Origin of the sequence: Bacteroides sp. 519, from assembly GCF_010500955.1 — a bacterium.
Classification (GTDB): domain Bacteria; phylum Bacteroidota; class Bacteroidia; order Bacteroidales; family Bacteroidaceae; genus Bacteroides.
The window spans coordinates 101,359-123,762 of record NZ_QVMJ01000009.1 but is presented as its reverse complement, the minus strand read 5'-3'; the positions used below and the strand labels follow the sequence as shown (position 1 = coordinate 123,762).

The window sequence follows — 22,404 nt, the reverse complement described above, 5'->3', positions numbered from 1 at the left end:
TTAGAGAAATATTTCCGTAATTAAAAAACGCAATACTACAGACTTTCATTTATCAAACTCTAGAGTTTTGCACAATAAACTTCAGAGTTTAACATGGAAAACTCTAGAGTTTCGGTTTGAGGAAATGCGCATCTCCTCATACCCGAGATGCACATCTCCCCACACTCGAGACGTGCATCTCCTCCTATGCGAGATGCGCATCTCCTAAAACCAAAAGTCCGGAGTTCCTCATCGAAAAGTCCGGACTTTATTGTGGAAAAGTATGACGTTTATTGATGTTGTTCGCGTAGCAAGTCGTTTACTGTTTTTACCGGATTAAAAGTGGTTAAGGGTACTTCTACAAAAACGGTGTTCCAGTTGCTCATTGCGCCATTCCACAAACCTGGCAACTCGAGTGCTTTTAATTCGCGGCCGCTTTTGGATTTGTAAGAGATAAAACCGGTTGCTTTGTCTACATATCTGGATAAATCAAACTTATGACCTTTATAATCGCGCACAGCACAAACTAAATCTACCGGATTGAAATGGGTTCCTTCTTCAAACATTCTTTTCTTTTCAGGATCGTTCATATCAATCTGTGAACTCTCAAGTATCTGTGGCGAAATAGTTCCATCACTGTTATAGGCCAAGAAAGGACCTCCACCCGGCTCGCCAACATTTCTCACCATACCACATACACGAATGGGGCGATTAAGTTTCTCTTTCAGGTACAATACAAGCTCTACATCTTCCAGATTTTTTGTTTCAGGGTTTTTACAGAACAATTTCTTTTGTACAAACTGAAGAATCTCCATTATCTGCTCGGGAGTGTATTTGCCGCTATCGAGCAATTGAAGGTATTCAAATATCTGTTTCTGAAACTTAACCAGCACGCCTGCAATTAGTTTTTTATACAAAACAGTATCTTCCTTCAACCTGTCGGGTACAACATTATCTATGTTTTTAATAAAAATTACATCAGCATCTAAATCGTTCAGGTTTTCGATCAATGCACCATGCCCACCAGGACGGAAAACCAATTTATTGTTTTCGCGGAACAACTTGTTCTCCATGTCGGCAGCTACGGTATCGGTATTGGGTTTCTGTTCGGAGAAGGTTACATTAAAATCAACGCCATACTGGTTAGCGTATTGTTCCATTTTTTGTGATAACAAGATTTGAAACAAATCACGATGTTCCTCGGATACAGTAAAGTGAATATTCGATTTACCACTCTTTCCGGTAGCATACAAGGCACCTTCAACCAGATGCTCTTCAACAGGAGTACGGGGACCTTCCGGGTAATTGTGGAACTTTAATAATCCTTTTGGTAATGCTCCATAGTTTAAACCTATTTTATTTAACAGATTACTAACTACAGGCTTATATTTTTTTTCTGCTATTAACGATGGTATATCCTGCTTTTCGTTTTCTAAACAGGTTTTATTTAATTCATCATAAAAAGCAAATTTGGTAATATTAGCAAAGAAAGTTTTCTCAAAATCAGATGTTGGTTCATTGTAATCAGCATCCAGAAACTCAAACAAGTTTTTGAACATTCTACTGGCTGCTCCGGATGCGGGTACAAACTTAACGATTGTTTTGTAGGAATTAGTGTATTCCTGCCATGCATTCAGATAAGTTTCTTGTTCATCATTGCTTATTCTCATTATACCTTTTTCAACAGAAGCGGCCGAAGATAACTTTAAGAAAGGAAATCCTTTCGCAAAACATTCCAATTGCTCTTCTATCTGTGATTCGGTTATACCTTTTTCTGCAAGCTGCTTTTTGTCTTGAGATGTTAACATAATCTTTGATTTTAATAATTGATGCTCAAAAATACAAAATCCTAATTAGTTCTTATCATAGAGTAAACAAAAAAAGCTACTTTTACATTCGAAAATATCTAATAAAAGAATTGAGAACACAGAGACACAGAGACACAGAGTTTTTAATTAAATTCTTAATCTCTGTATCTCTGTGTCTCTGTGTTCAATAAATAATACGCAAATGGAATCAAATTCTTTTTTTACAGAAAACGAGAAATACGAATTATTCAGATTATATAAACTGTTGATTAAATCGGCAAGAGATAGCATCTCTACTAAAGAGATTAAAAGATTAAAGAAGTATCTTATACAAGCCATTGAAACCAATCACCTGAAACGGAATACATTTGGCATGAACCCTGTGATACGAAACATGCAAACAGCATTTATTGTTTGCGAAGAAATGGGGATCAAAGGGGCTTGCCTCACAGGCGTGATGCTACACGAAATTGTAAAAGCTGGTATTCTTAATGTTGATACTGTAAAAAAAGAATTCGGTGAAGATGTTACCGGCATTATCCGTGGACTGGTTAAAACCAACGAGCTTTATGAAAAAAGCCCGACCATAGCATCCGAAAACTTTCGGAACCTGCTGCTCTCATTTGCCGAAGACATGCGTGTTATCCTCATTATGATTGCCGACAGGGTAAATGTAATGCGACAAATTAAGGATACAGAGCATAAAGCCGACCGCGAAAAAGTGGCCAACGAGGCAGCCTATCTGTATGCCCCTTTAGCACACAAACTGGGACTTTATAAAATAAAATCGGAACTGGAAGATTTATCTTTGAAATATACTAAAACAGAAAAGTACTATTTCATTAAAGATAAGCTGAGTGCCACAAAGGCATCGCGCGATAAGTATATTGCAGCTTTTATTGAGCCGATAAAAAAGAAACTGGAACAATCGGGCCTGAAATTCGATATTAAAGGACGAACCAAATCCATACATTCCATTCATAACAAGATGGAAAAACAGCATACCGAGTTCGAGGGTATCTATGACCTGTTTGCCATTCGCATCATTCTTAACTCTGATTACGAAAAGGAGAAACAAGAGTGCTGGCAGGCGTACTCTGTTGTTACCGATATGTATCAACCAAATCCTAAACGGTTGCGCGATTGGCTTTCTATTCCTAAAAGCAATGGTTACGAATCGCTACACATCACTGTAATGGGTCCGGAAGGGAAGTGGGTAGAGGTACAAATACGTACTCAACGTATGGATGATATTGCCGAGCGTGGTCTTGCAGCCCACTGGAGGTACAAAGGAGTAAAAGGAGAAAGCGGTTTAGACGAATGGTTGACTTCGGTACGTGAGGCATTAGAGAATCCGGATAGTGACTCAATGAAAGTTATGGACCAGTTTAAAATGGATCTTTATGAGGATGAAGTATTTGTGTTCACCCCTAAAGGAGAACTGTTTAAGCTGGCAAAGGGATCTACTGTGTTAGACTTTGCATTCCATATACATACCAAACTGGGTTCTCAATGTATTGGGGCCAAAGTGAATGGAAAGATCGTTCCGATAAAACATAAGCTTCAAAGTGGTGATCAGGTAGAGATTCTGAAATCGAGTACCCAATCGCCCAAGCAAGACTGGCTGAAAATAGTAACTACCTCGAAAGCGCGTACTAAAATACGCCAATCGTTAAAAGAGCTTGCTGCCAAACAGAACACTATTGCTAAAGAAACCCTCGACAGAAAGTTTAAGAACAGGAAAATTGATTTCGATGAGTCTATAATGATGCATCTTATTAAAAGAATGGGCTACAAAACTGTTACAGAGTTTTATCAGGCAATAGCCGATGGTATTTTAGACACCAACGAAGTTATTGATAAATACATTGAACTACAAAAACGCGAAACCGATTCGCACGAAGACATTCTTTACCGTAGTGCGGAAAACTACAACATGAGTTTTGTTGAAGAAGAATCGCAAAAGGAGGATGTATTGATTATAGACCAAAACCTGAAAGGGGTTGAGTTTAAACTGGCCAAGTGTTGCAACCCTATTTATGGAGATGAAGTGTTTGGATTTACCACTGTAATGGGTGGAATAAAGATTCACCGGATGGATTGCCCCAACGCTCCACAAATGAAGGAACGTTTTGGCTACCGGATTGTTAAAGCACGCTGGGCAGGAAAATCCGAAGGTACCAAATATCCTATCAGCCTTCGGGTAGTAGGACACGATGATATCGGTATCGTAACCAATATTACTTCTATTATTTCGAAAGAGAGCGATATCAGCCTGCGATCCATCAGTATTGATTCTAACGATGGTCTGTTCTCGGGTATGCTCACTGTAATGGTTGGTGATACCGGTAAACTGGAAACCCTCATTAAAAAGCTGAGAACTATAAAAGGAGTTAAACAAGTAAATAGAAACTAATATGATTTATAATTCACCACAGAGTTCACAGAGTTACACGGAGTTTTTTGTTTCTTTGCAGCATTGTAATAAAAGACTCTGTGTAACTCTGTGAACTCTGTGGTGAAAATCTCAAACTATGAAAAAGCATTTCAGTATCAAAGCCAGGATTAAGAGTTTTAAATATGCCGGTATAGGAATTTATAAACTGATTTCTTTTGAGCATAACGCTTGGATACACTGTGCTGCAATAGCACTTGTTACCACTGCCGGATTCTATTTTAACATTACCAAATATGAGTGGATTGCTGTAGTATGTTGTTTTGGCTTGGTATTGGCGGCCGAAGCAGTTAATACGGCAATTGAAAGACTGGTTGATCTGGTTTCGCCTCAAAAGCATCCGCTTGCCGGAGATGTTAAAGACCTTGCAGCCGGAGCTGTTTTGATATGCGCTATCGCAGCAGCTATTGTTGGACTTATTATTTTTATACCTTATATATTCTAAACGGCATGAAATCAAAAAAATCAATTATGCTTGCTCTATTTGCAAGCACATTTCTGTTCTGTTCGTTTCAGTCCATTCATTTTGTAGGATATTTAAACAATTTCTTGCGCAGTGATAAACCAGCTTCACAATGGGAAGAATCTTATCCGTTAGGAAACGGACGATTAGGTATTATGCCCGATGGAGGCATTGACAAGGAACGTATTGTTTTGAACGACATTACTATGTGGAGCGGCTCGGAAGCTAATTACGATAATCCGGAAGCTGCAAACTACCTGCCTCAAATCCAGCAACTGCTATTAGAAGGCAAAAACAAAGAGGCGCAAAACCTTATGTATAAACACTTTGTACCGGTAAAGCCCGAATTTGGAGGTACTTATGGCACGTACCAAATTCTGGGTAACCTGGATATAGAGTACAAATACAATGACAACCAAAAAGTATCTGCTTACTACAGAGATCTGAACCTAAATGATGCAACCGCAAATGTAAGTTTTTCGCGCGGTGGAAAAGAAAGCAATTATTTCAGAGAATACTTTGTATCCCACACAAACGATGTTATTGTTATTAAAATAGGAAGTCGCAATCAAAAAGCTATTTCTTTTAAAGCAAAGTTAAATCGTAACGAAGCTGCGGCTACCCGCCATACCGACAATTCTTTTATTCTGGAAGGAACACTTGATAGCGGGGTTAAAGATAAACCGGGAGTATCTTATATGGCCGAGATGAGCGTTAAAACTAAAAAAGGAACAGTAAACGTTACCAGTGAAGGCATTGAAGTTGAAGGAGCCAACGAGGCTATCATTTACATATCGGCAGCTACCGATTATAAGAATCCCGATTATAAATCGCAGGTTAACAGTCTGTTGGCGGATGCTATGACGATTAAATACAATAAGCTTCATCAAAAACATGTTCAAGACTATGCAGAACAGTTTTCGCGGGCAAAACTACATATTGGCGAAAAATACGGTCAATATATTCCAATCCGCATCAGGCGTCTTACGGATGATCGGATCCGCAGTTTTCAAACCGAAGACGATCCTGAACTTGCAGCCTTGTACTACAATTATGGAAGATATCTTTTGATAAGCAGTACACGGTTGGGGACTCTCCCACCCAATCTGCAAGGTCTTTGGGCAAACACTTATCAAACACCTTGGAATGGCGATTACCATCTCAACATCAATGTGCAGATGAATCACTGGCCTGTTGAGCAAGGCAACCTTTCCGAACTGCATGTACCACTAGTTGAACTTACCAAAGGTTTGGTTAGCAACGGAGAAAAAACGGCCAAAGCATTTTATGGTCCGAATGCCAAAGGCTGGGTAGCTCACATGATGACCAATGTATGGAACTTTACTGCCCCTGGCGAGCATCCATCATGGGGAGCAACCAATACCGGAGGTGCATGGTTATGTGCCCACCTTTGGGAACATTACTTATTTACTGGCAACAAGGAGTATTTGCAGGAAATCTACCCTGTATTGAAAGGTGCCTCGGAATTCTTCTTATCAACAATGATCGAAGAGCCAACACATGGCTGGCTGGTTACTGCTCCAACTTCTTCGCCCGAGAATGCTTTCTTTGTAGGTGATGATAAAACTCCGGTAAGCATTTGTATGGGGCCTACAATGGACAATCAGTTAGTGCGCGAATTATATAGTAACGTTATTGAAGCAGCAAGCATATTAAATATAGATAATGTATACAGCAAGCAACTTAGTGATGCCATTAAAAAACTTCCTCCTCACCAAATAAGTAAAGAAGGTTATTTAATGGAGTGGTTAGAGGACTACAAAGAGGCCGAACCTCATCACCGTCATGTATCTCATTTATATGGGTTGCATCCGGGTAATCAAATCTCGCTAACCAAAACTCCTGATCTGGCCGAAGCTTGCAAAGCAACTCTCAACCGCCGTGGCGATGGCGGCACTGGTTGGAGCCGTGCATGGAAAATTAACTTCTGGGCTCGTTTGGGTGATGGCAACAGGGCTCATAAACTATTCAAGAGTCTTCTGGTTCCGGCTTACGATCTTGAAACGCCTGATAAACGCCGGGGTGGTACGTTTCCTAATTTATTCTGCTCACACCCTCCTTTTCAAATAGATGGTAACTGGGGTGGCACTTCGGGTATAAGCGAAATGCTTTTGCAAAGTCATGACGGGTTTATTGATTTTCTACCGGCTTTACCAGATTCGTGGGAGGTTGGTTACTTTGAAGGATTTAAAGCAAGAGGCGGTGCTACAGTTAGTTTGTGGTGGAGAAATGGAAAGGCGACTAAAGCAGTAATTGTTGGGGGATATGAACCGGAGGTGAAGATTAAAATGCCTAAGGGGGTTGCAAAGGCGAAAGTAAAGGTCGGAAAGAAGATAGAAATGTATGATGGGGAGTATGTGGAGATTGAGTTGAAAGAAGGAGAAGAGGTGATGGTTGGGTTTGAATAGAAAGAGTATTCTGTATTAAAAGGAAAAGGAAAAGAGGCCGCCTCAAATGAGATTGGCCTCTTTTCTATATAATGGCTTTATATACTATTAAAATATATACTTAATACCAAACTGCATTTGCCAACGAGATGCTGAACCATTTAAATCCTTAAATGTATCAGTTACTACATTCTTGTTACTCAAAGGCATTGTAAACCCAGGAGTATAATTATTTTCTTTATTTGGTGCCTGTGTCATTGTTAAGAACTGATACTGAGGCGAGCTACTGCTACCAAAGAAAGTCGTTTTTTGTACTCCCCAATCTTTGTTAAGCAAGTTTAGGAAATTTGCAATATCAAAACTGAATCTTAGGGTATGAGTTTGTCCATTTTTGAAATGCATTTTTATATCATGAGATATATTAACATCTAATTGATGAGCATAAGGAGTAACTGCACCATTACGTTCTGCATATTTACCTCTATTATTCTTTAAATAATCATCTTGTTTAATAAATGCATCTATTTGGCTCCAAATTTCGTCTACAGTTCTATTATCTCCTGCTGCTGGAACAATATTAATATCATTTTTATTTTTAGGAATATAAATAAGGTCATTCATATTCTGTCCATCACCATTTACATCACCATTATAAGTGTAGGAATAACGAAATGGTTGGTAAATCTGATATATTGCACCAAATGAAGTTGAAGCATTTTTCCCCCACTCAGCAGTATATGCAGCCTGCATCAAGAATCTTCCATTAAACGATCCTGAAGAATATCCTGTTTCCTGAGAATTTGGATTTACAGCAGGACGGTATTTCCATGCAGAAGAAGCCACTGAAGAAGAACCATCTGTTACACTTTTAGCACGACCAAATGAATAAGAACCATTTAAGTATAATCCTCTTAAAATACCAGCATTAAAATTCTTCTGTAATTGTAACGTTGTATAAAAAGAATAACCCTTACTGGTATTTCTCATCTGAATTACATTTGTGGTTTTATCTGTTATATAATAACCTTTTTCTGTAGAAAAGAATGGTCGTTCTTTTCCATCACCTTCTTTCACATACCCAGTTGGTTCATTTAAACCAATATTTGCATGATATATAGCATTGACATCTTTATTATATAACATTTCAACAGTAGCAATCCAACCATCTCCAAACTTATAATCAAGAGCTAAATTGGTTTTCCATAATTGTGGATATTTAAAACCACGTTCTGTTACTGCTAAATCCATTTTTGAGGCTTTGACATCAGCTTCTGTAGGTTCATATAATGCTATTCCATCGAAAGGACGACCTTTATTCAAATCACCAAATAACAATCCATTGTTTCCTGCCTGATTACTTAACCACACATAAGGAGGTGTTCCAGAGAACATCCCTGTTCCACCACGCACTTGAAAAGTTCTATCACTAAAAACATCCCAATTAAAGCCCACGCGAGGAGAGAATAAAGGAGACGTTTTTGGATATTTAGAAACATCTATTTTAATACCATCTTGAAATGTCAAACCATCTAAAGCTGGGTTTTTATCTAAATCAGTTAAAAATATTGGAGTATCTACACGCAATCCCAAAGTTAAGTTGAAATTTGGTGTCACAGCCCATTTGTCTTGCACATAAAACCCTAAAGAAAGTACATCCACATAAGCATATGGAAATCCTTTACCTTGCATTGCATACTTTTGACTAAAAGAAGTTGCAATAGTGGTCGGTCTACTTGCAGGATCTGAACCAGCCTCTTTCCAAGCTAAATATGCATTTGCATCTTGATAGAAAGATTCTATACTAGAATACCGCCATGAACCAGCAAAAGAATAACCATAGCCATTCTTAAATTTCCGGTAATCGCTTTGTGTTCCAATTGTTAATTGATGATCACCAATAGCCCATGTTAGATTATCTTGAATTTGATAAATATCCGAATTCAACATATTATTATATGAATTAACCTCTGTACCAAATGTTGTATAGGCTGTTCCATTTCCATCTAAAATATCTACCTGAGGGAAAAATCCACCATCCATATCACGAAAATCTCTCAAAGCAGAATATCCTACTTTCAAAGTATTCGACATACGATCATTGATTGTAGTTACCCAATCTGCCATTATAATATTAAAATTGCTATTAGTACGATAGTATGAAGAAGAGAATGGAATGGCATATTCATTTGGTCCACGTCCATTCTTGGGTGCACCAGATGTACTGGGTCTATTAGTAGTAAAAGATTTCAAATAGAAATATTTCAGACTTAAAGTGTTTTTTGAATTGATATTCCAGTCCAAGCGAGCCGTTAATCTGTCTGCTTCTGTTGGACGCTTAGTTACATTAAAAGTCCCTGGATTATAATCAAAATTATCTTGTAAGAACTGCGACAATTCTGTTAAAGTTTTTGCATCAGCAAAAGAATATTGTCCTGTTACCGGAGCTTTATCATCTTCACGAGCCTTATAATTTATAGGTGTTTCCTGGCGATCAAGTTCTCCATTAATATAAAAGAATAATTTATTTTTAAGCAATGGTCCAGATAAACTCACCCCATATTGATGATTAGAAAACTCTGTAACTTCATTAATTTCATCTTTCTGCCTCCATCCAGTCATTGATGGACTTTTAGTATACATATATGCTGATGCATGCCAATTATTTGTACCTGATTTAGTTACTGAATTTACACCAGCACCTGTAAATGCCCCATTACGAACATCAAATGGTGCAATCATAACTTGAACTTGTTCTAAAGCTTCCAACGAAATCGGTTCTGTTCCTGCTGCTCCTAAAGAAGAACTTAAGCCAAATGAATTATTAAATGAAGCACCATCTACAGTGACATTATTAAAACGATACGAAGTACCTCCAAAGTTATTTCCACTACTCATAGGTGTTAACTTTGTAAAATCACTCAAAGAACGATTCAAAGTTGGCAACTTATCCATTTTTTCTCTAGTTATCACTTCTTGTGCGCCAGTACGGCTACCAGATATTATAGGATTTCTATCAGCAACAACAATCACATCACCTAATACTTGTGAATCTTCTACCATCTCAGTATCCAGAGTCAATTCTTCTCCTAACTCTAAATGCAAATCAGTACGTACTACTGACGTAAAACCAATATAAGAAAACTCAACTGTATATGGCCCCCCTATACGAACGTTCTGCAATATATATGAACCATTAGATTGTGTTATAGTAAAGTATGCAGTTCCTGTAGGAGTATGAGTTGCTTTAATTGTCGCTCCAATCAAAGGCTCCTTCATTGTGTCTGTAACTTTACCTTTAAAGCTAGCTGTGGTCACCTGAGCACTAATGTTAGTCACCAACATTAGCAGTGCCATCATTAAAAAAGAACGGATTCTTTTTGACATAACGTAAGTTAATTAATTAAGTATATAAATAGAAATATCTAAATCAATGCAAAGATATATATATTATTGTATACTTACGTTTCATTTTCACACAAAAAAGAGACGTATATTCTTAAATATACGTCTCTTTTGTACTAATTAGGCTATTTTATTACTATTAATCTTTAAGAATATCCTCCATAAACAACTTCACAGCCAAATCATCTGATGGATCAGGAGCCCATGGAGCAATGTTTTCAGCACTTATTGGTGCATAAGGACCATCTTTAATTTCAAAAATAACAGTATTTGGTTCTAATACAACAATGCTATGCCACATTCCGGCAGGTATTTCCATACCATAAATTCCTTTTTGTGGATTAAGTTCGAGCTTCTTTATAATATCTCCTTCATCATTGTATAATACACCGATTAAACTTCCGCGCAGAATAAGATATGTTTCTATTTTATCAGGATTCTTATGACGATGCGGAGGTAAATAAGTACCAGGTTCAAGAGCATTTAATAATCTATGAATAGGTTCATCCAAAGATTCATGAAAATTATAATTCATTCGCAGGCGTTCGTTCTCTTTTGCCTGTTTACTAACCTCATTTAATAACTCTTCCGAAATAATTTTCATTCACGATCTGTTTTAGGGAAAACATTATATATATTGGTAGGATTCTCTTTTATCATTTCTATTTGGGATGACGGAATTGTTACATATTGATTCGCATTATCTCTGAATAATGTTATCTCATTCATCATTTCCAACACACCAAAATCTAATTCATCGACAGATGCAAATCCCAATCCCGGAAATACCGGAACACTCATCTCCTTTTTAACATCGCCCCATCTACGAATTACTTTTTGAAATGGTATGTACAATTCAATACCAGCTATATTAAGTACATCAACCACCTTTTTCTCATTATAAGGAATAATGTGAAAAGCATACCATTTTGTTTCTTCTGTTGTTGACATCTGCTTATTTTTTATTTCTCCAGTTTGCGATGAAATCTTTTATAAACAATATCCAGCCTACACTAGCTACACCTGCCAGAAAAACAAATCCGATAAGAATCATTGGTTTACTAGGTTTGGCTGCTCTTAAAGGAACTGTTGCAGGCTGCACTACAGTATATACTGGTGTTATTTCCTGTACTTTAGCTTTGGCCATTTGTAATTGTTGCGCAACCTGATTATAGAGACTATAAGCTAAATTCATTTCATTTTGAAGACGTTCTTGTTCCGTTCTGTAACTTTGCAGTACAACATTCATATTGCCATCTATATAACTGGCATATTTTTGTTGTGCTAAATGATAGTTTGTTTTTGCTTCTTCGTAAAGCTTTTCGGTAAAGCCAAGATCATTTCTTGCTTTATTTGTTCTATAATCAGTAATGTAATTTTGTAACCTCACCATTACCGTATCGGTCATGGTAGCAGAAATCAAAGGATCTTGCATCATAACTGAAAGGGTAGTTACACCTGTCTTTTTATCTACCGATACAGAGATACGATCGCTTAAAGCTTTTGCTATATTAGATTCATCTTGTGTTAAACAGAAAGGATTCAACTTTCCGTCACCTTCTTCCGGTTTTTCCCGAAATAAAGACATCCCCCATCCTAATAATTTAAATGGAGCAGAGATTACAGTACCCCACCAAGGTGAACGTTGGTGTTCGTCCAGATAATTATATAATGTAGTATTTATTTTGCCATCAGCAGATTGCACAGGAATTTCAAACAGTTCAATAAGGAAAGGAGTTGAACTTACAATATCAGGATATAACTCCGGAGATAAAGCGTCCTCACCCGAGGAACCTCCCAGATTTATTCCAGCCATTGCAGCTAAAGCACCCATGTTTCCCATAGAAGATTTCCCTTTTGATTCAGGAGCAAGCGTTACACTGGTCGAAAACTCTTTTGGGATACTAAAAGCTACTATCAGCCCAACAACAACTGCAATTCCACACCACTTGAATATAAGTTTTTTCTCGTCCCAAACTTTATGGGCTAACTCAATCAAGTCTATTTCTTGTTCTTCTATTCCCTGTGTTGATTCAATACCTTGTTGCGTTTTCAGTTCTTCTTTCATGATTAGTTATATCACTTCTTTTAACAGACTTCGAATTTTGTGCACAAAGGTAACATTATTATTAAATATTCCTTAAGAGTAAAGTGTAAATTGTAGATAAAAAGTGCCCCAGCATTGATAAATACCGGGGCATTTTGGAATATTGTTACTAAAAACAGAAATTAGCGTGGAGTAGGTCTGCTAGTATTACCACCTGTAGATGGACGACTACTTGGCCCTGTTCCGGGAGTTGGTCTTGTTAAGTCAGGACGGCTCGTTTCCGGTCTACTTATTTCAGGACGACTGGTTTCTGGTCTGCTCGGACGGTTCGGCTTGTTCGGACGATTGGGCTTGTTCGGACGATTAGGTCGGTTAGGTTGACTCGGCCTGCTTGGTGTGTTTGGATAATAAGGAGGTCTATCGGGATAAACAACTATTGGCCTGCCATAATCCGGATACCACAAAGGAGGGGCCACAGGTGGAACATAATTAATGTCGTCATATAAGAACTCATATCCCGTGAGATTGTCATTCCAGAATTCTAATGCATAAATCTCGTCTCTTGCAGTTCGATATTCCAGTATTTCCTGATATCCCTCTTCGGTATCATTCACGGCAAGAATTCTTTGAGGTCTACCTATTCTGGCTATTACCTGCGCTTTGGTCATTCCTGTAGTTAACTGACTTAAATCTAACGTATTATAAGTCATACAAGAAGTAAACAGTAAAACCATAAAAACTATAACTGATATTTTTTTCATAATCTATGTTGTTTTCATATTTATCATATTAAACAACCAATAACAGATATAGTTTTATTTTTGATGAAGAGAAGGAGTTAAAGGAGTAGTTAGTAGCTACTAGTTAGTAGTTAGTAGCTACTAGCCATGCGGTATCATAACTACTAACTACTAGCTACTAACTACTAACTACTAACTACTAGCTCCTAGCGATAACTCCTTTATTTCTTTTTCCACAAACGAGACATGTCTTCTAATGTTTTGCCTTTTGTTTCGGGCACCCATTTCAATACAAATAGTGCTGATAACAAAGAGAAGGTAGCATATATAAGGTAAGTGCCACCAATACTCCATTCGGATAGAGATGGGAATGTACTTGATACAAGGAAATTTGTTATCCATTGTGCAGCCACAGCAATAGCGACTGCTTTACCACGAATGGTATTAGGGAAAATCTCCGAGATTAACACCCAACAGATTGGTCCCCAACTCATCATAAACGATGCTGTATAGATTATGATAAATACCAAAGCTGCAATTCCGATAACATCCATAAACGAAAGGATACTCAAAGCAAGCATACCAATCATCATTCCTACAGAACCTATAATTAACAGAGGTTTACGTCCAAATTTATCTACAGTAAGAATAGCTACCACTGTGAAAATTATATTTACGATGCCCATTACAACAGTTTGTATCATAGAAACATCGCCTGTTGATCCCATGTTTTCAAAAATACGGGGAGCATAATACAAAACCACATTGATACCTACAGCCTGTTGAAATACCGACAATAATATACCAATGATAATCACACCTACTCCATACGTAAATATCTTCTCACTTTTTTCTTTGGCTGTGGCTTTGATATCTTCTAAAATAGATGCTGCATTCTTTTTCCCATTAATGCGTTCAAGGATTCCGAGTGCCTCATTGGGATGTCCACTCAATACCAGATAACGTGGAGTTTTGGGTACAAAGAACAACATGATACCAAACAATGCAGCTGGAAATGCTTCACTCAGAAACATTCTTCTCCAACCAACTGACGCCATTGCATCGGCCAACACATTGGCAGTAGGCAAATTGCTGCGAATAAGATAATTCACAAAATAGACTACCAACATACCAAAGATAATTGCAAACTGATTCCAGGAAACCAAACGCCCACGCATGTTTGCCGGAGCTATTTCGGCTATATACATCGGACAGACTGCCGAAGCCAATCCAACCCCAATACCTCCCAAAATACGGTATAGATTAAAAACGATTAATAGATTATAAGTTGGTTTTCCGTATTCAAAGAATAAGAATTCGGGATAATAAGATCCCAATGCAGAAAGGAAGAAAAGTAAAGCAGCAAAACGCAATGAGTTTCTCCTGCCTAATCGCGAAGCAAGTATTCCGGAGATAGCACCACCAATAACACATCCTATCAATGCGCTCGATGCTGTTATGCCATGCCATGCTTTATTGTATTCAAAATCTGTGGCACTCATGAAAAACCTTTCAAGGCCACCCTCTGCGCCCGAAATAACCGCAGTGTCGTACCCAAAAAGTAATCCACCTATAACAGCCACTGCTGTTATACCATAAAGATAAATTTTACTACCGTTGTCCATGATATTAGTTAAGAGTTGACAGTTGAGAGTTGAGAGTTAGTGATCAAGAATTGCAAAGCAACTCTCAACTGTAAACTCTCAACTCTCAACTAAATTAAATGTACATATTTAAAATTGCTTCGTACAATTCCTGCTTGCCGCTTATTTGTTTAGGCTCACCGTTTTGTTTTGCATAAGCTACTAAATCTTCGAGAGAGAGCTTGCCTTCTTCAAATTCCTTACCTTTACCAGCATCGAAAGAGGCATAACGTTCAGTAAACATCTTTTTATATGGAGATTCGTTCAGGAAGTTAGCTGCATTTTCTAATGCACGTGCCATAACATCCATAGCTGCAATATGAGCAATAAATAAATCATCCAAATCGGTAGAATTACGACGGATGTGAGCATCAAAGTTTGTTCCTCCATCACCTAAACCACCATTACGGATAATTTGCATCATAGCCTGTACCAGTTCAAACTGATCAATCGGGAATTGGTCTGTATCCCAACCATTCTGATAGTCACCACGGTTAGCATCGATTGAACCTAACATGCCATTATCCACAGCAACAGCTAATTCGTGTTCAAAAGTATGTCCTGCCAATGTAGCATGGTTTACTTCAATATTTACTTTGAAATCTTTATCCAGATTATGCGCTTTTAAGAATCCGATTACAGTTTCAGTATCTACATCATACTGATGTTTAGTTGGTTCCATTGGTTTGGGTTCAATCAGGAATGTACCTTTGAATCCACGTGCACGAGCATAATCACGGGCTACAGTCAACATTTGAGCCAAGTGCTCTTTTTCACGTTTTTGATCAGTATTCAATAAAGACATATAACCTTCGCGTCCTCCCCAGAAAACATAGTTAGTACCACCCAATTCGATAGTGGCATCAATTGCGTTTTTAACTTGAACAGCAGCACGGGCAACCACATCAAAATTTGGATTAGTTGCTGCACCATTCATATAACGCAAATGACCAAACACATTGGCTGTACCCCACAACAGTTTGATTCCGGTTTCAGCTTGTTTTTGTTTTGCATAAGCTACAATTTCTTTCAGATTAGCTTCATACTCCTCAATTGTATCTGCTTCGTCAACCAAATCCACATCATGGAAACAGTAGTATTCAATTCCTAACTTCTGCATGAATTCAAAACCTGCATCCATTTTTTCTTTGGCTCTTGCTATTCTGTCGGTATTCGTATTCCATGAATATTTCTTTGTTGGCCCACCAAACTGATCGCCTCCTTCGGCACATAATGTATGCCACCAAGCCATTGAAAACTTCAACCAATCTTTCATTTTTTTGCCGTTAATAACCTTTTCAGGATCGTAGTAACGGTAAGCCATTGGATTTTTACTGTCTTTACCTTCAAATTTAATTTTTTCTATTCCGGGAAAAAACTCTTTTGTTGCCATAATAAATAATGTGATTAATGTGCCAATATGCCAATGTGCCAAATTAGTAGGTTCATTGATGTTGGCAATGTTATTATTAATAAATTTAATTGATAGTATTCTGTACTTTTAAGTGCGCAGCCAATTAGCCACATTGGCATATTAGCACATTGGCATATTAATTAGCCATTGATTTTTCTAAACGATGTTTCCAACGTGCATAGGCATCTGCGTATTCCTGCCGTTGAGCAATATTAGGCTCAATCACATCCAGTTTTTCAAGAGTTGCAAAAGCCTCATTGTTATCTTTATATATGCCGGCACCAATACCAGCACCTTTGGCCGCTCCAACCGAGCCATCGGTATTATACAATTCAATCACTGCACCTGTAACTCCTGCCAGTGTTTCACGGAATATTGGGCTCAGGAACATGTTTGCATGACCTGCATGTATTTTCTTAACTGGGATTCCCATTTGTTCCATAATGTCTATGCCATATTTAAATGAGAACACAATTCCTTCCTGTGCAGCACGGATAATATGGTGTTTACTATGCATATTGAAATCAATTCCACGGATACTACAACCTATTTCTTTGTTGTTCAACATACGCTCTGCACCATTACCGAAGGGTAATATACTGATGCCTGCACTTCCGATCGGAGCTTTCGAGGCAAGCACATTCATCTCGTTGTACGATATACCTTCCGGAGCGATATTCTTTTTAATCCATGAGTTAAGTATACCTGTACCATTGATACAAAGAAGTACTCCCAAACGTGTTTGATCTGCCTGATGATTAACATGAGCAAATGTGTTTACTCTGGATTGAGGATCGTAGTTAACTTCTCCATTCACTCCATATACTACTCCCGATGTTCCAGCTGTCGAAGCAATTTCGCCCGGATTAAACACATTCAATGAAAGTGCATTATTGGGTTGATCGCCAGCACGATAAGTAATTGGAATACCTTCTTTCAATCCTAACTCTTCGGCTACTGCTCTGGTTACTTTGCCTTGTTCAGAGAAAGTTGGTTTAATATCTGCAATAAGCGAAGAGTCAAATCCATAATAATCCATCAGGAAACCAGCCAATTTGTTTTCTTTAAAATCCCAGAATATTCCTTCGGATAATCCCGATATTGTTGTACAAATCTCGCCACTCAAACGCATAGCGATATAATCGCCAGGAAGCATAATTTTATGAATACGACTATATACATCGGGTTCATGTTCTTTAATCCATGCTAGTTTTGAAGCCGTAAAGTTACCTGGCGAATTCAACAGATGGGACAGGCATTTACCTTCACCCAATGTATTGAAAGCTTTCTCTCCATAAGGAACCGCACGAGAATCACACCAGATAATGGATGGACGAAGCACTTTCTGATCTTTGTCCACACATACCAAACCATGCATTTGATAAGATATCCCAATTGCTTTAATCTCTGCGGAGCTAATACCTGATTCATTTAGTACTTCTGCAGTAGAGCATTTCAGGTATTCCCACCAACTTTCCGGGTCTTGTTCGGCCCATCCGGGTTTTACTGCAATAATATTTGCTTCTGTTTTTGGGAAAAATGCCGAAGATACGGTTTTACCTGTTTCGGCATTAACCAAACTTGCTTTTACAGATGAACTGCCAATATCATAACCTAATAAAAACATAATTTTGAGTTTTGAGTTTTAAGTTGTGAGTTCTGAGTTGTGAGTTCTGAGTTTCTATGCAGTATCGCAACTTAAAACTCATAACTCAATACTTATTTTCTAATTTTATTATATATCTTACGATCGAACTTATAATAACGTGCTGCCCGGTGAGGAACTCCTTTTTGCTTCTCTTCCAACTGAACAACGTATTCCATCATTGCTATTTTTTTATGGAAATTGCGTACGTCGACAGCTTTCTCATATACCAATTCAAATAATACACGTAACTGTGAAGCTGTAAATTTGCGGGGAAGCAAGTCAAACATAACAGAAGGATTAACTTCTATAAACTGGCGAATATGTTTCAATGCTTCCTTTATAATAAGGTTATGGTCAAAAGCCAGTGTAGGAATATCCTTTAACCCTATCCAACATGCCTCATATTCATCTAAAAGAGATTGGCTCAAAGCCCGGTCTATTTTTACAACGGCAACATAAGCAATAGTAACTATCCGTTCCACTCTCGATTCCATTGCCCGTTCCAACCAATGTACATCCTTTGGATCGCTTGTTCTGTTTTTAGAACCAAAAGCTTTGAACTGCATCAACTTTATATTTTTAACGCCGGTAAGTTCTTTCAAAACTCTTTGAGCAGCTTCGTCCAGATCCTCGTCCATATATATTAAACTACCTGGCAGTTTCATATCATGAAAAACAGTTCCGTTCTCCTCCCCCATTCGTTTTATCAACAATACTTTCAGTTGCTCATTATCAAAGCCAAACACCACACAGTCTACCGATATATGGTTATTGGCTAAAGGTATTTTTGTTGATTCAGCTTGCATAATATCTCCTTTTTATTTGCAAACATACAAACTAATTTTGTTTTATCAATATCACAAATAGACTTTTCGATATGTTATAAAACACTCTTTATCAGAAAGATAAATATCTTATCAAGTACAATAAGAACAAATTAAGTTATCATACAAAATACAATATGTATTTTACAACGTAAGTTTAAGTGGTAATTGTAAAGCTTACATAAAGCATCTAACTTTCTAAAAACCAGTCTAATCAAGAATCGTTTCTCACACTTGTTCATTATGTAGTTATTGTATTGTTCTGAATGTCTTTTTATTAATCTGTTCCGGAAAAAACTGTAACTATTTTGGTGAGATCTATTTTTTATTTTTATATTTGCTTTCACCACATTAATCTAAGAATAACATGAAGAAATTTCCTACTGTTTTATCCATTGCTGGTTCTAATAACACAGGTGAAGCTGGCATTCAATCTGACATCAAAACCATTTCCACTCAAGGTGTTTATGCTACAACAGTTATAACAGCAATAGCATTAATGAAAAAAGAAGGTATAAAATCCATCCACTCAATTCCTGCCAACATTATCCGCGAACAGATTGAATTTGTGATGGAAAACATGCGACCGGATGTTGTAAAGATTGGTATGATTGGTGATGCTGAATCGGCCACAGTTGTTGCCGATTGCCTACGCAAATATCACCCCAAATATGTAGTTTATGATCCGGTTTTGCTTACTGCCGACGATGTCAACATTACAGATGAAGAAACACTAAGAATTATAAAAGATGAGTTATTGCATTTTACCAACCTGATGACAATCAATCTGCCAGAGGCGGAAGTATTCACAGGTATCAGGCATCTAACACAGGATGATATTAAAGAAACAGCCCGGATTTTGGCCGAGCACCACCGAATACCCATATTAATAAAAGCAGCAAACTTTCTGGATAGTGGTACTTATGATGTTTTGTACATACCCGATGGTGACAACTGGGAATTCTTTGGTAACAAAATTAATACCACTAACATTCATGGGGCCTCAACCATTTTCTCGGCTAGTATTGCTACACATCTGGCATTGGGCGAAAAATTACATGTTGCCATAAAAACAGCTAGAGAGTTTATAGAATATGTCATTAACAATCAGCCAGTTGATGATCCAATGGCACTATCAATGCTTCCGGAACTTGCCAATTCGGTTCTTATGCGAACATACCTTAATAAATAGATCGTGAACCAATAAAAAAGGTACCGTTTATTCCTTATTAAATAATAATGCTTACATTTGCAGCTGCATTTAACATAAAAATAGTATAATAATGAAAGCATTTGTTTTTCCTGGTCAGGGCGCTCAATTCTCAGGAATGGGTAAAGATTTATACGAAAACCATCCTTTGGCCAAAGAATTATTTGAGAAAGCAAATGATATCCTTGGATATCGAATAACCGATATTATGTTCGAGGGTTCGGATGAAGAACTTCGCCAAACAAAAGTTACTCAACCTGCTGTTTTCTTACACTCAGTAATATCAGCTCTATGTATAGGTGATGATTTTCAGCCTGAAATGACTGCCGGGCATTCACTTGGTGAGTTCTCAGCTTTGGTTGCTGCCGGTGCTTTATCTTTCGAAGATGGACTAAAGCTTGTATATGCCCGCGCAATGGCCATGCAGAAAGCATGCGAAATTACTCCATCAACAATGGCAGCTATTATCGGACTTCCAGATGAAAAGGTTGAAGAAGTTTGTGCCTCTATTACAGATGATATATGTGTACCTGCTAATTACAATTGTCCGGGACAAGTTGTAATATCAGGAACCATTGCCGGAATAGAAAAAGGTTGCGAATTGATGAAGGCTGCCGGCGCAAAACGTGCTTTGCCTTTAAAAGTAGGTGGTGCCTTCCATTCGCCATTAATGGAACCAGCCAGAGTAGAACTTGAAGCAGCTATTGAAGCTACCGAATTTAAAACCCCGAAATGTCCGGTTTATCAGAATGTTGATGCTATGCCACACACGGACCCTGTTGAGATTAAACAAAATCTGGTTGCTCAGCTTACAGCTTCTGTAAAATGGACTCAAACAGTAAGAAAGATGGTTGCCGATGGAGCTACTGATTTTACAGAATGTGGTCCTGGAGCTGTTCTACAAGGTTTAATTAAAAAAATTGAATCTGGAGTTACTGCTCACGGTAATTAAGAGAATCACAATAACAAATTTTCCCCCTTTAGTGATAGTTGAAATACCAACTACTGCTGAAGGGGGATTTTTTTAGCCAAACTTATTCATGTTCCAGAATGGAAGGAGTTAAAGGGAGTTATCAGGAGCTTTGCTCCTTAGGAGTTATAGCAAAGATACTTCAGAGCATCTAAAGCTTTAACTCCTTTAACTCCTAGCGAAGCGATAACTCCTTCCAGTCTATAGTCCTTCCAGTCTTTAATACGATAAAAAATCTGTCCAAAACAAACTCTTCTGTTTAGCTATTTCACTGCTATCAAAAACAACAAAAACAGGAAAATCGCCCTAACCACATCGCTTATACGCCTCACAGAGCCGATTTTATTGTTCATTTTCAAAATGCTGCATTTTGCATTGATGAAATGCTGCATTTCGTTCAATCAAAATGCTGCATTTCGAAAGTGTGAAATGCTGCATTTTGAAATGACGATTTGCAGCATAAAAAACAGTAATGATTAACGAATAAATAAAAATGAACATATTAATTCAAAATTCATTGTTCATTACTCAAAACTCTAAATATATTTATTATATTCGTGGCGAAAATAGATTCTAAGTGGTTATGATTGAAGGAAACCAGGTTACACAGAAATACGAAATAGGCTTTGCACTAAGTGGAGGGTTTATAAAAGGGTTTGCACACTTGGGAGCTATGCAGGCTTTATTGGAGCATGATATTAAACCCGATGTTATATCCGGAGTTAGCGCAGGAGCACTGGCAGGAGCATTCTATGCTGATGGAAATGAACCGTATGAGGTTTTAAAATATTTTGCCGGACACAAATTTCAGGATCTTACCAAGCTTGTTATTCCTAAAGTAGGATTGTTCGACCTGAGCGAATTCATTGACTTTCTGAATACAAACCTAAAGGCCAAAAATATTGAAGAGCTGAAAATTCCATTCATAATTACTGCCACAAACCTTGATAAAGGGAAAAGTGTTCATTTTACTACGGGCAACCTGGCAGAAAGAATTGCAGCATCCTGTTGTATGCCTGTTATGTTTGCTCCTATTGAAATTGATGGAACATCTTATGTAGATGGGGGTTTATTTATGAACCTGCCAGTATCAACCATACGCAGAACCTGCGAAAAAGTTATTGCCATCAATGTTAGTCCATTGGTAGCCGAAGAATACAAAAAAAACATTGTGAGTATTGCTATGCGATCCTATCATTTTGTTTTTTGTGCAAACTCATTGCCACAAAAAGAAAATTGTGACTTATTGATTGAACCTTATAATCTGCAAGGTTACAGTAACCACGAACTAGAAAAAGCAGATGAGATATTTGAGCAAGGATATACAACAGCCAACGAGATATTAGAACAACTAATTCAGGCAAAAGGAAAAATATTAAATAGATAAATACAA

General features: G+C 37.7%; 16 protein-coding genes. 6 read left to right on the top strand and 10 right to left on the bottom strand.

Features of this window, described 5'->3' with window-relative positions:
- Positions 1-269: 269 nt before the first annotated feature.
- The gene (locus tag D0T85_RS10415; protein ID WP_163213000.1) at positions 270-1,787 is read right to left on the bottom strand and encodes a DUF4301 family protein; all 1,518 of its coding nucleotides are present in this window, start codon (positions 1,785-1,787) and stop codon (positions 270-272) included.
- Between the two features lie 202 nt (positions 1,788-1,989).
- Between D0T85_RS10415 and D0T85_RS10410 the strand changes: the two genes are divergently transcribed.
- The 3 genes from D0T85_RS10410 (at position 1,990) to D0T85_RS10400 (ending at position 7,134) form a co-directional block, all read left to right on the top strand.
- A complete protein-coding gene (locus tag D0T85_RS10410; RefSeq protein ID WP_163212998.1) occupies positions 1,990-4,203 on the top strand; it encodes a bifunctional (p)ppGpp synthetase/guanosine-3',5'-bis(diphosphate) 3'-pyrophosphohydrolase in 2,214 nt (737 codons plus the stop codon).
- Between the two features lie 118 nt (positions 4,204-4,321).
- Positions 4,322-4,687 carry a diacylglycerol kinase family protein gene (locus tag D0T85_RS10405; protein WP_163212996.1) on the top strand — a complete coding sequence of 122 codons (366 nt, stop codon included), beginning with the start codon at positions 4,322-4,324 and terminating at the stop codon, positions 4,685-4,687.
- 26 nt (positions 4,688-4,713) lie between these two features.
- Positions 4,714-7,134 (top strand): glycoside hydrolase N-terminal domain-containing protein, encoded by a 2,421-nt coding sequence (locus D0T85_RS10400; RefSeq protein ID WP_163212994.1) that lies wholly within the window; start codon positions 4,714-4,716, stop codon positions 7,132-7,134.
- An 87-nt stretch (positions 7,135-7,221) separates the two neighbouring features.
- Here D0T85_RS10400 and D0T85_RS10395 read toward each other — a convergent pair whose 3' ends face one another.
- The 9 genes from D0T85_RS10395 to D0T85_RS10355 form a co-directional block, all read right to left on the bottom strand.
- Complete coding sequence (locus tag D0T85_RS10395; RefSeq protein WP_163212992.1) at positions 7,222-10,497, bottom strand: carboxypeptidase regulatory-like domain-containing protein; 3,276 nt, start codon at positions 10,495-10,497, stop codon at positions 7,222-7,224.
- Between the two features lie 157 nt (positions 10,498-10,654).
- On the bottom strand, positions 10,655-11,119 hold the full coding sequence (locus tag D0T85_RS10390) for a WbuC family cupin fold metalloprotein (RefSeq protein WP_163212990.1): 465 nt from the start codon (positions 11,117-11,119) through the stop codon (positions 10,655-10,657).
- Positions 11,116-11,466 carry a UpxY family transcription antiterminator gene (locus D0T85_RS10385; protein WP_163212989.1) on the bottom strand — a complete coding sequence of 117 codons (351 nt, stop codon included), beginning with the start codon at positions 11,464-11,466 and terminating at the stop codon, positions 11,116-11,118. Before D0T85_RS10385 ends, D0T85_RS10390 begins: the two co-directional genes overlap by 4 nt.
- A 4-nt stretch (positions 11,467-11,470) precedes the next feature.
- A complete protein-coding gene (locus D0T85_RS10380; protein WP_163212987.1) occupies positions 11,471-12,583 on the bottom strand; it encodes a Wzz/FepE/Etk N-terminal domain-containing protein in 1,113 nt (370 codons plus the stop codon).
- 161 nt (positions 12,584-12,744) lie between these two features.
- Positions 12,745-13,323 carry a hypothetical protein gene (locus D0T85_RS10375; RefSeq protein WP_163212985.1) on the bottom strand — a complete coding sequence of 193 codons (579 nt, stop codon included), beginning with the start codon at positions 13,321-13,323 and terminating at the stop codon, positions 12,745-12,747.
- Positions 13,324-13,523: 200 nt separating this feature from the next.
- Positions 13,524-14,927 carry a D-xylose transporter XylE gene (gene xylE, locus D0T85_RS10370; protein WP_163212983.1) on the bottom strand — a complete coding sequence of 468 codons (1,404 nt, stop codon included), beginning with the start codon at positions 14,925-14,927 and terminating at the stop codon, positions 13,524-13,526.
- A gap of 94 nt (positions 14,928-15,021) precedes the next feature.
- Positions 15,022-16,338, bottom strand: a complete 1,317-nt coding sequence (gene xylA / locus D0T85_RS10365) for a xylose isomerase (RefSeq protein WP_163212980.1) — start codon at positions 16,336-16,338, stop codon at positions 15,022-15,024.
- Positions 16,339-16,495: 157 nt separating this feature from the next.
- On the bottom strand, positions 16,496-17,986 hold the full coding sequence (locus D0T85_RS10360; RefSeq protein ID WP_163212978.1) for a xylulokinase: 1,491 nt from the start codon (positions 17,984-17,986) through the stop codon (positions 16,496-16,498).
- Positions 17,987-18,078: 92 nt separating this feature from the next.
- Entirely contained in the window at positions 18,079-18,813 is a 735-nt protein-coding gene (locus D0T85_RS10355; protein WP_163212976.1) for an NUDIX domain-containing protein, read from the bottom strand.
- 385 nt (positions 18,814-19,198) lie between these two features.
- Between D0T85_RS10355 and D0T85_RS10350 the strand changes: the two genes are divergently transcribed.
- From D0T85_RS10350 to D0T85_RS10340, 3 genes are all read left to right on the top strand, one after another.
- Positions 19,199-20,023 carry a hydroxymethylpyrimidine/phosphomethylpyrimidine kinase gene (locus D0T85_RS10350; protein ID WP_163212974.1) on the top strand — a complete coding sequence of 275 codons (825 nt, stop codon included), beginning with the start codon at positions 19,199-19,201 and terminating at the stop codon, positions 20,021-20,023.
- Between the two features lie 91 nt (positions 20,024-20,114).
- Positions 20,115-20,993 (top strand): ACP S-malonyltransferase, encoded by an 879-nt coding sequence (gene fabD / locus D0T85_RS10345; protein WP_163212972.1) that lies wholly within the window; start codon positions 20,115-20,117, stop codon positions 20,991-20,993.
- 601 nt (positions 20,994-21,594) lie between these two features.
- Positions 21,595-22,398: a patatin-like phospholipase family protein gene (locus tag D0T85_RS10340; protein WP_163212970.1), complete on the top strand. Its 804-nt coding sequence runs from the start codon at positions 21,595-21,597 to the stop codon at positions 22,396-22,398.
- Positions 22,399-22,404: the final 6 nt, after the last annotated feature.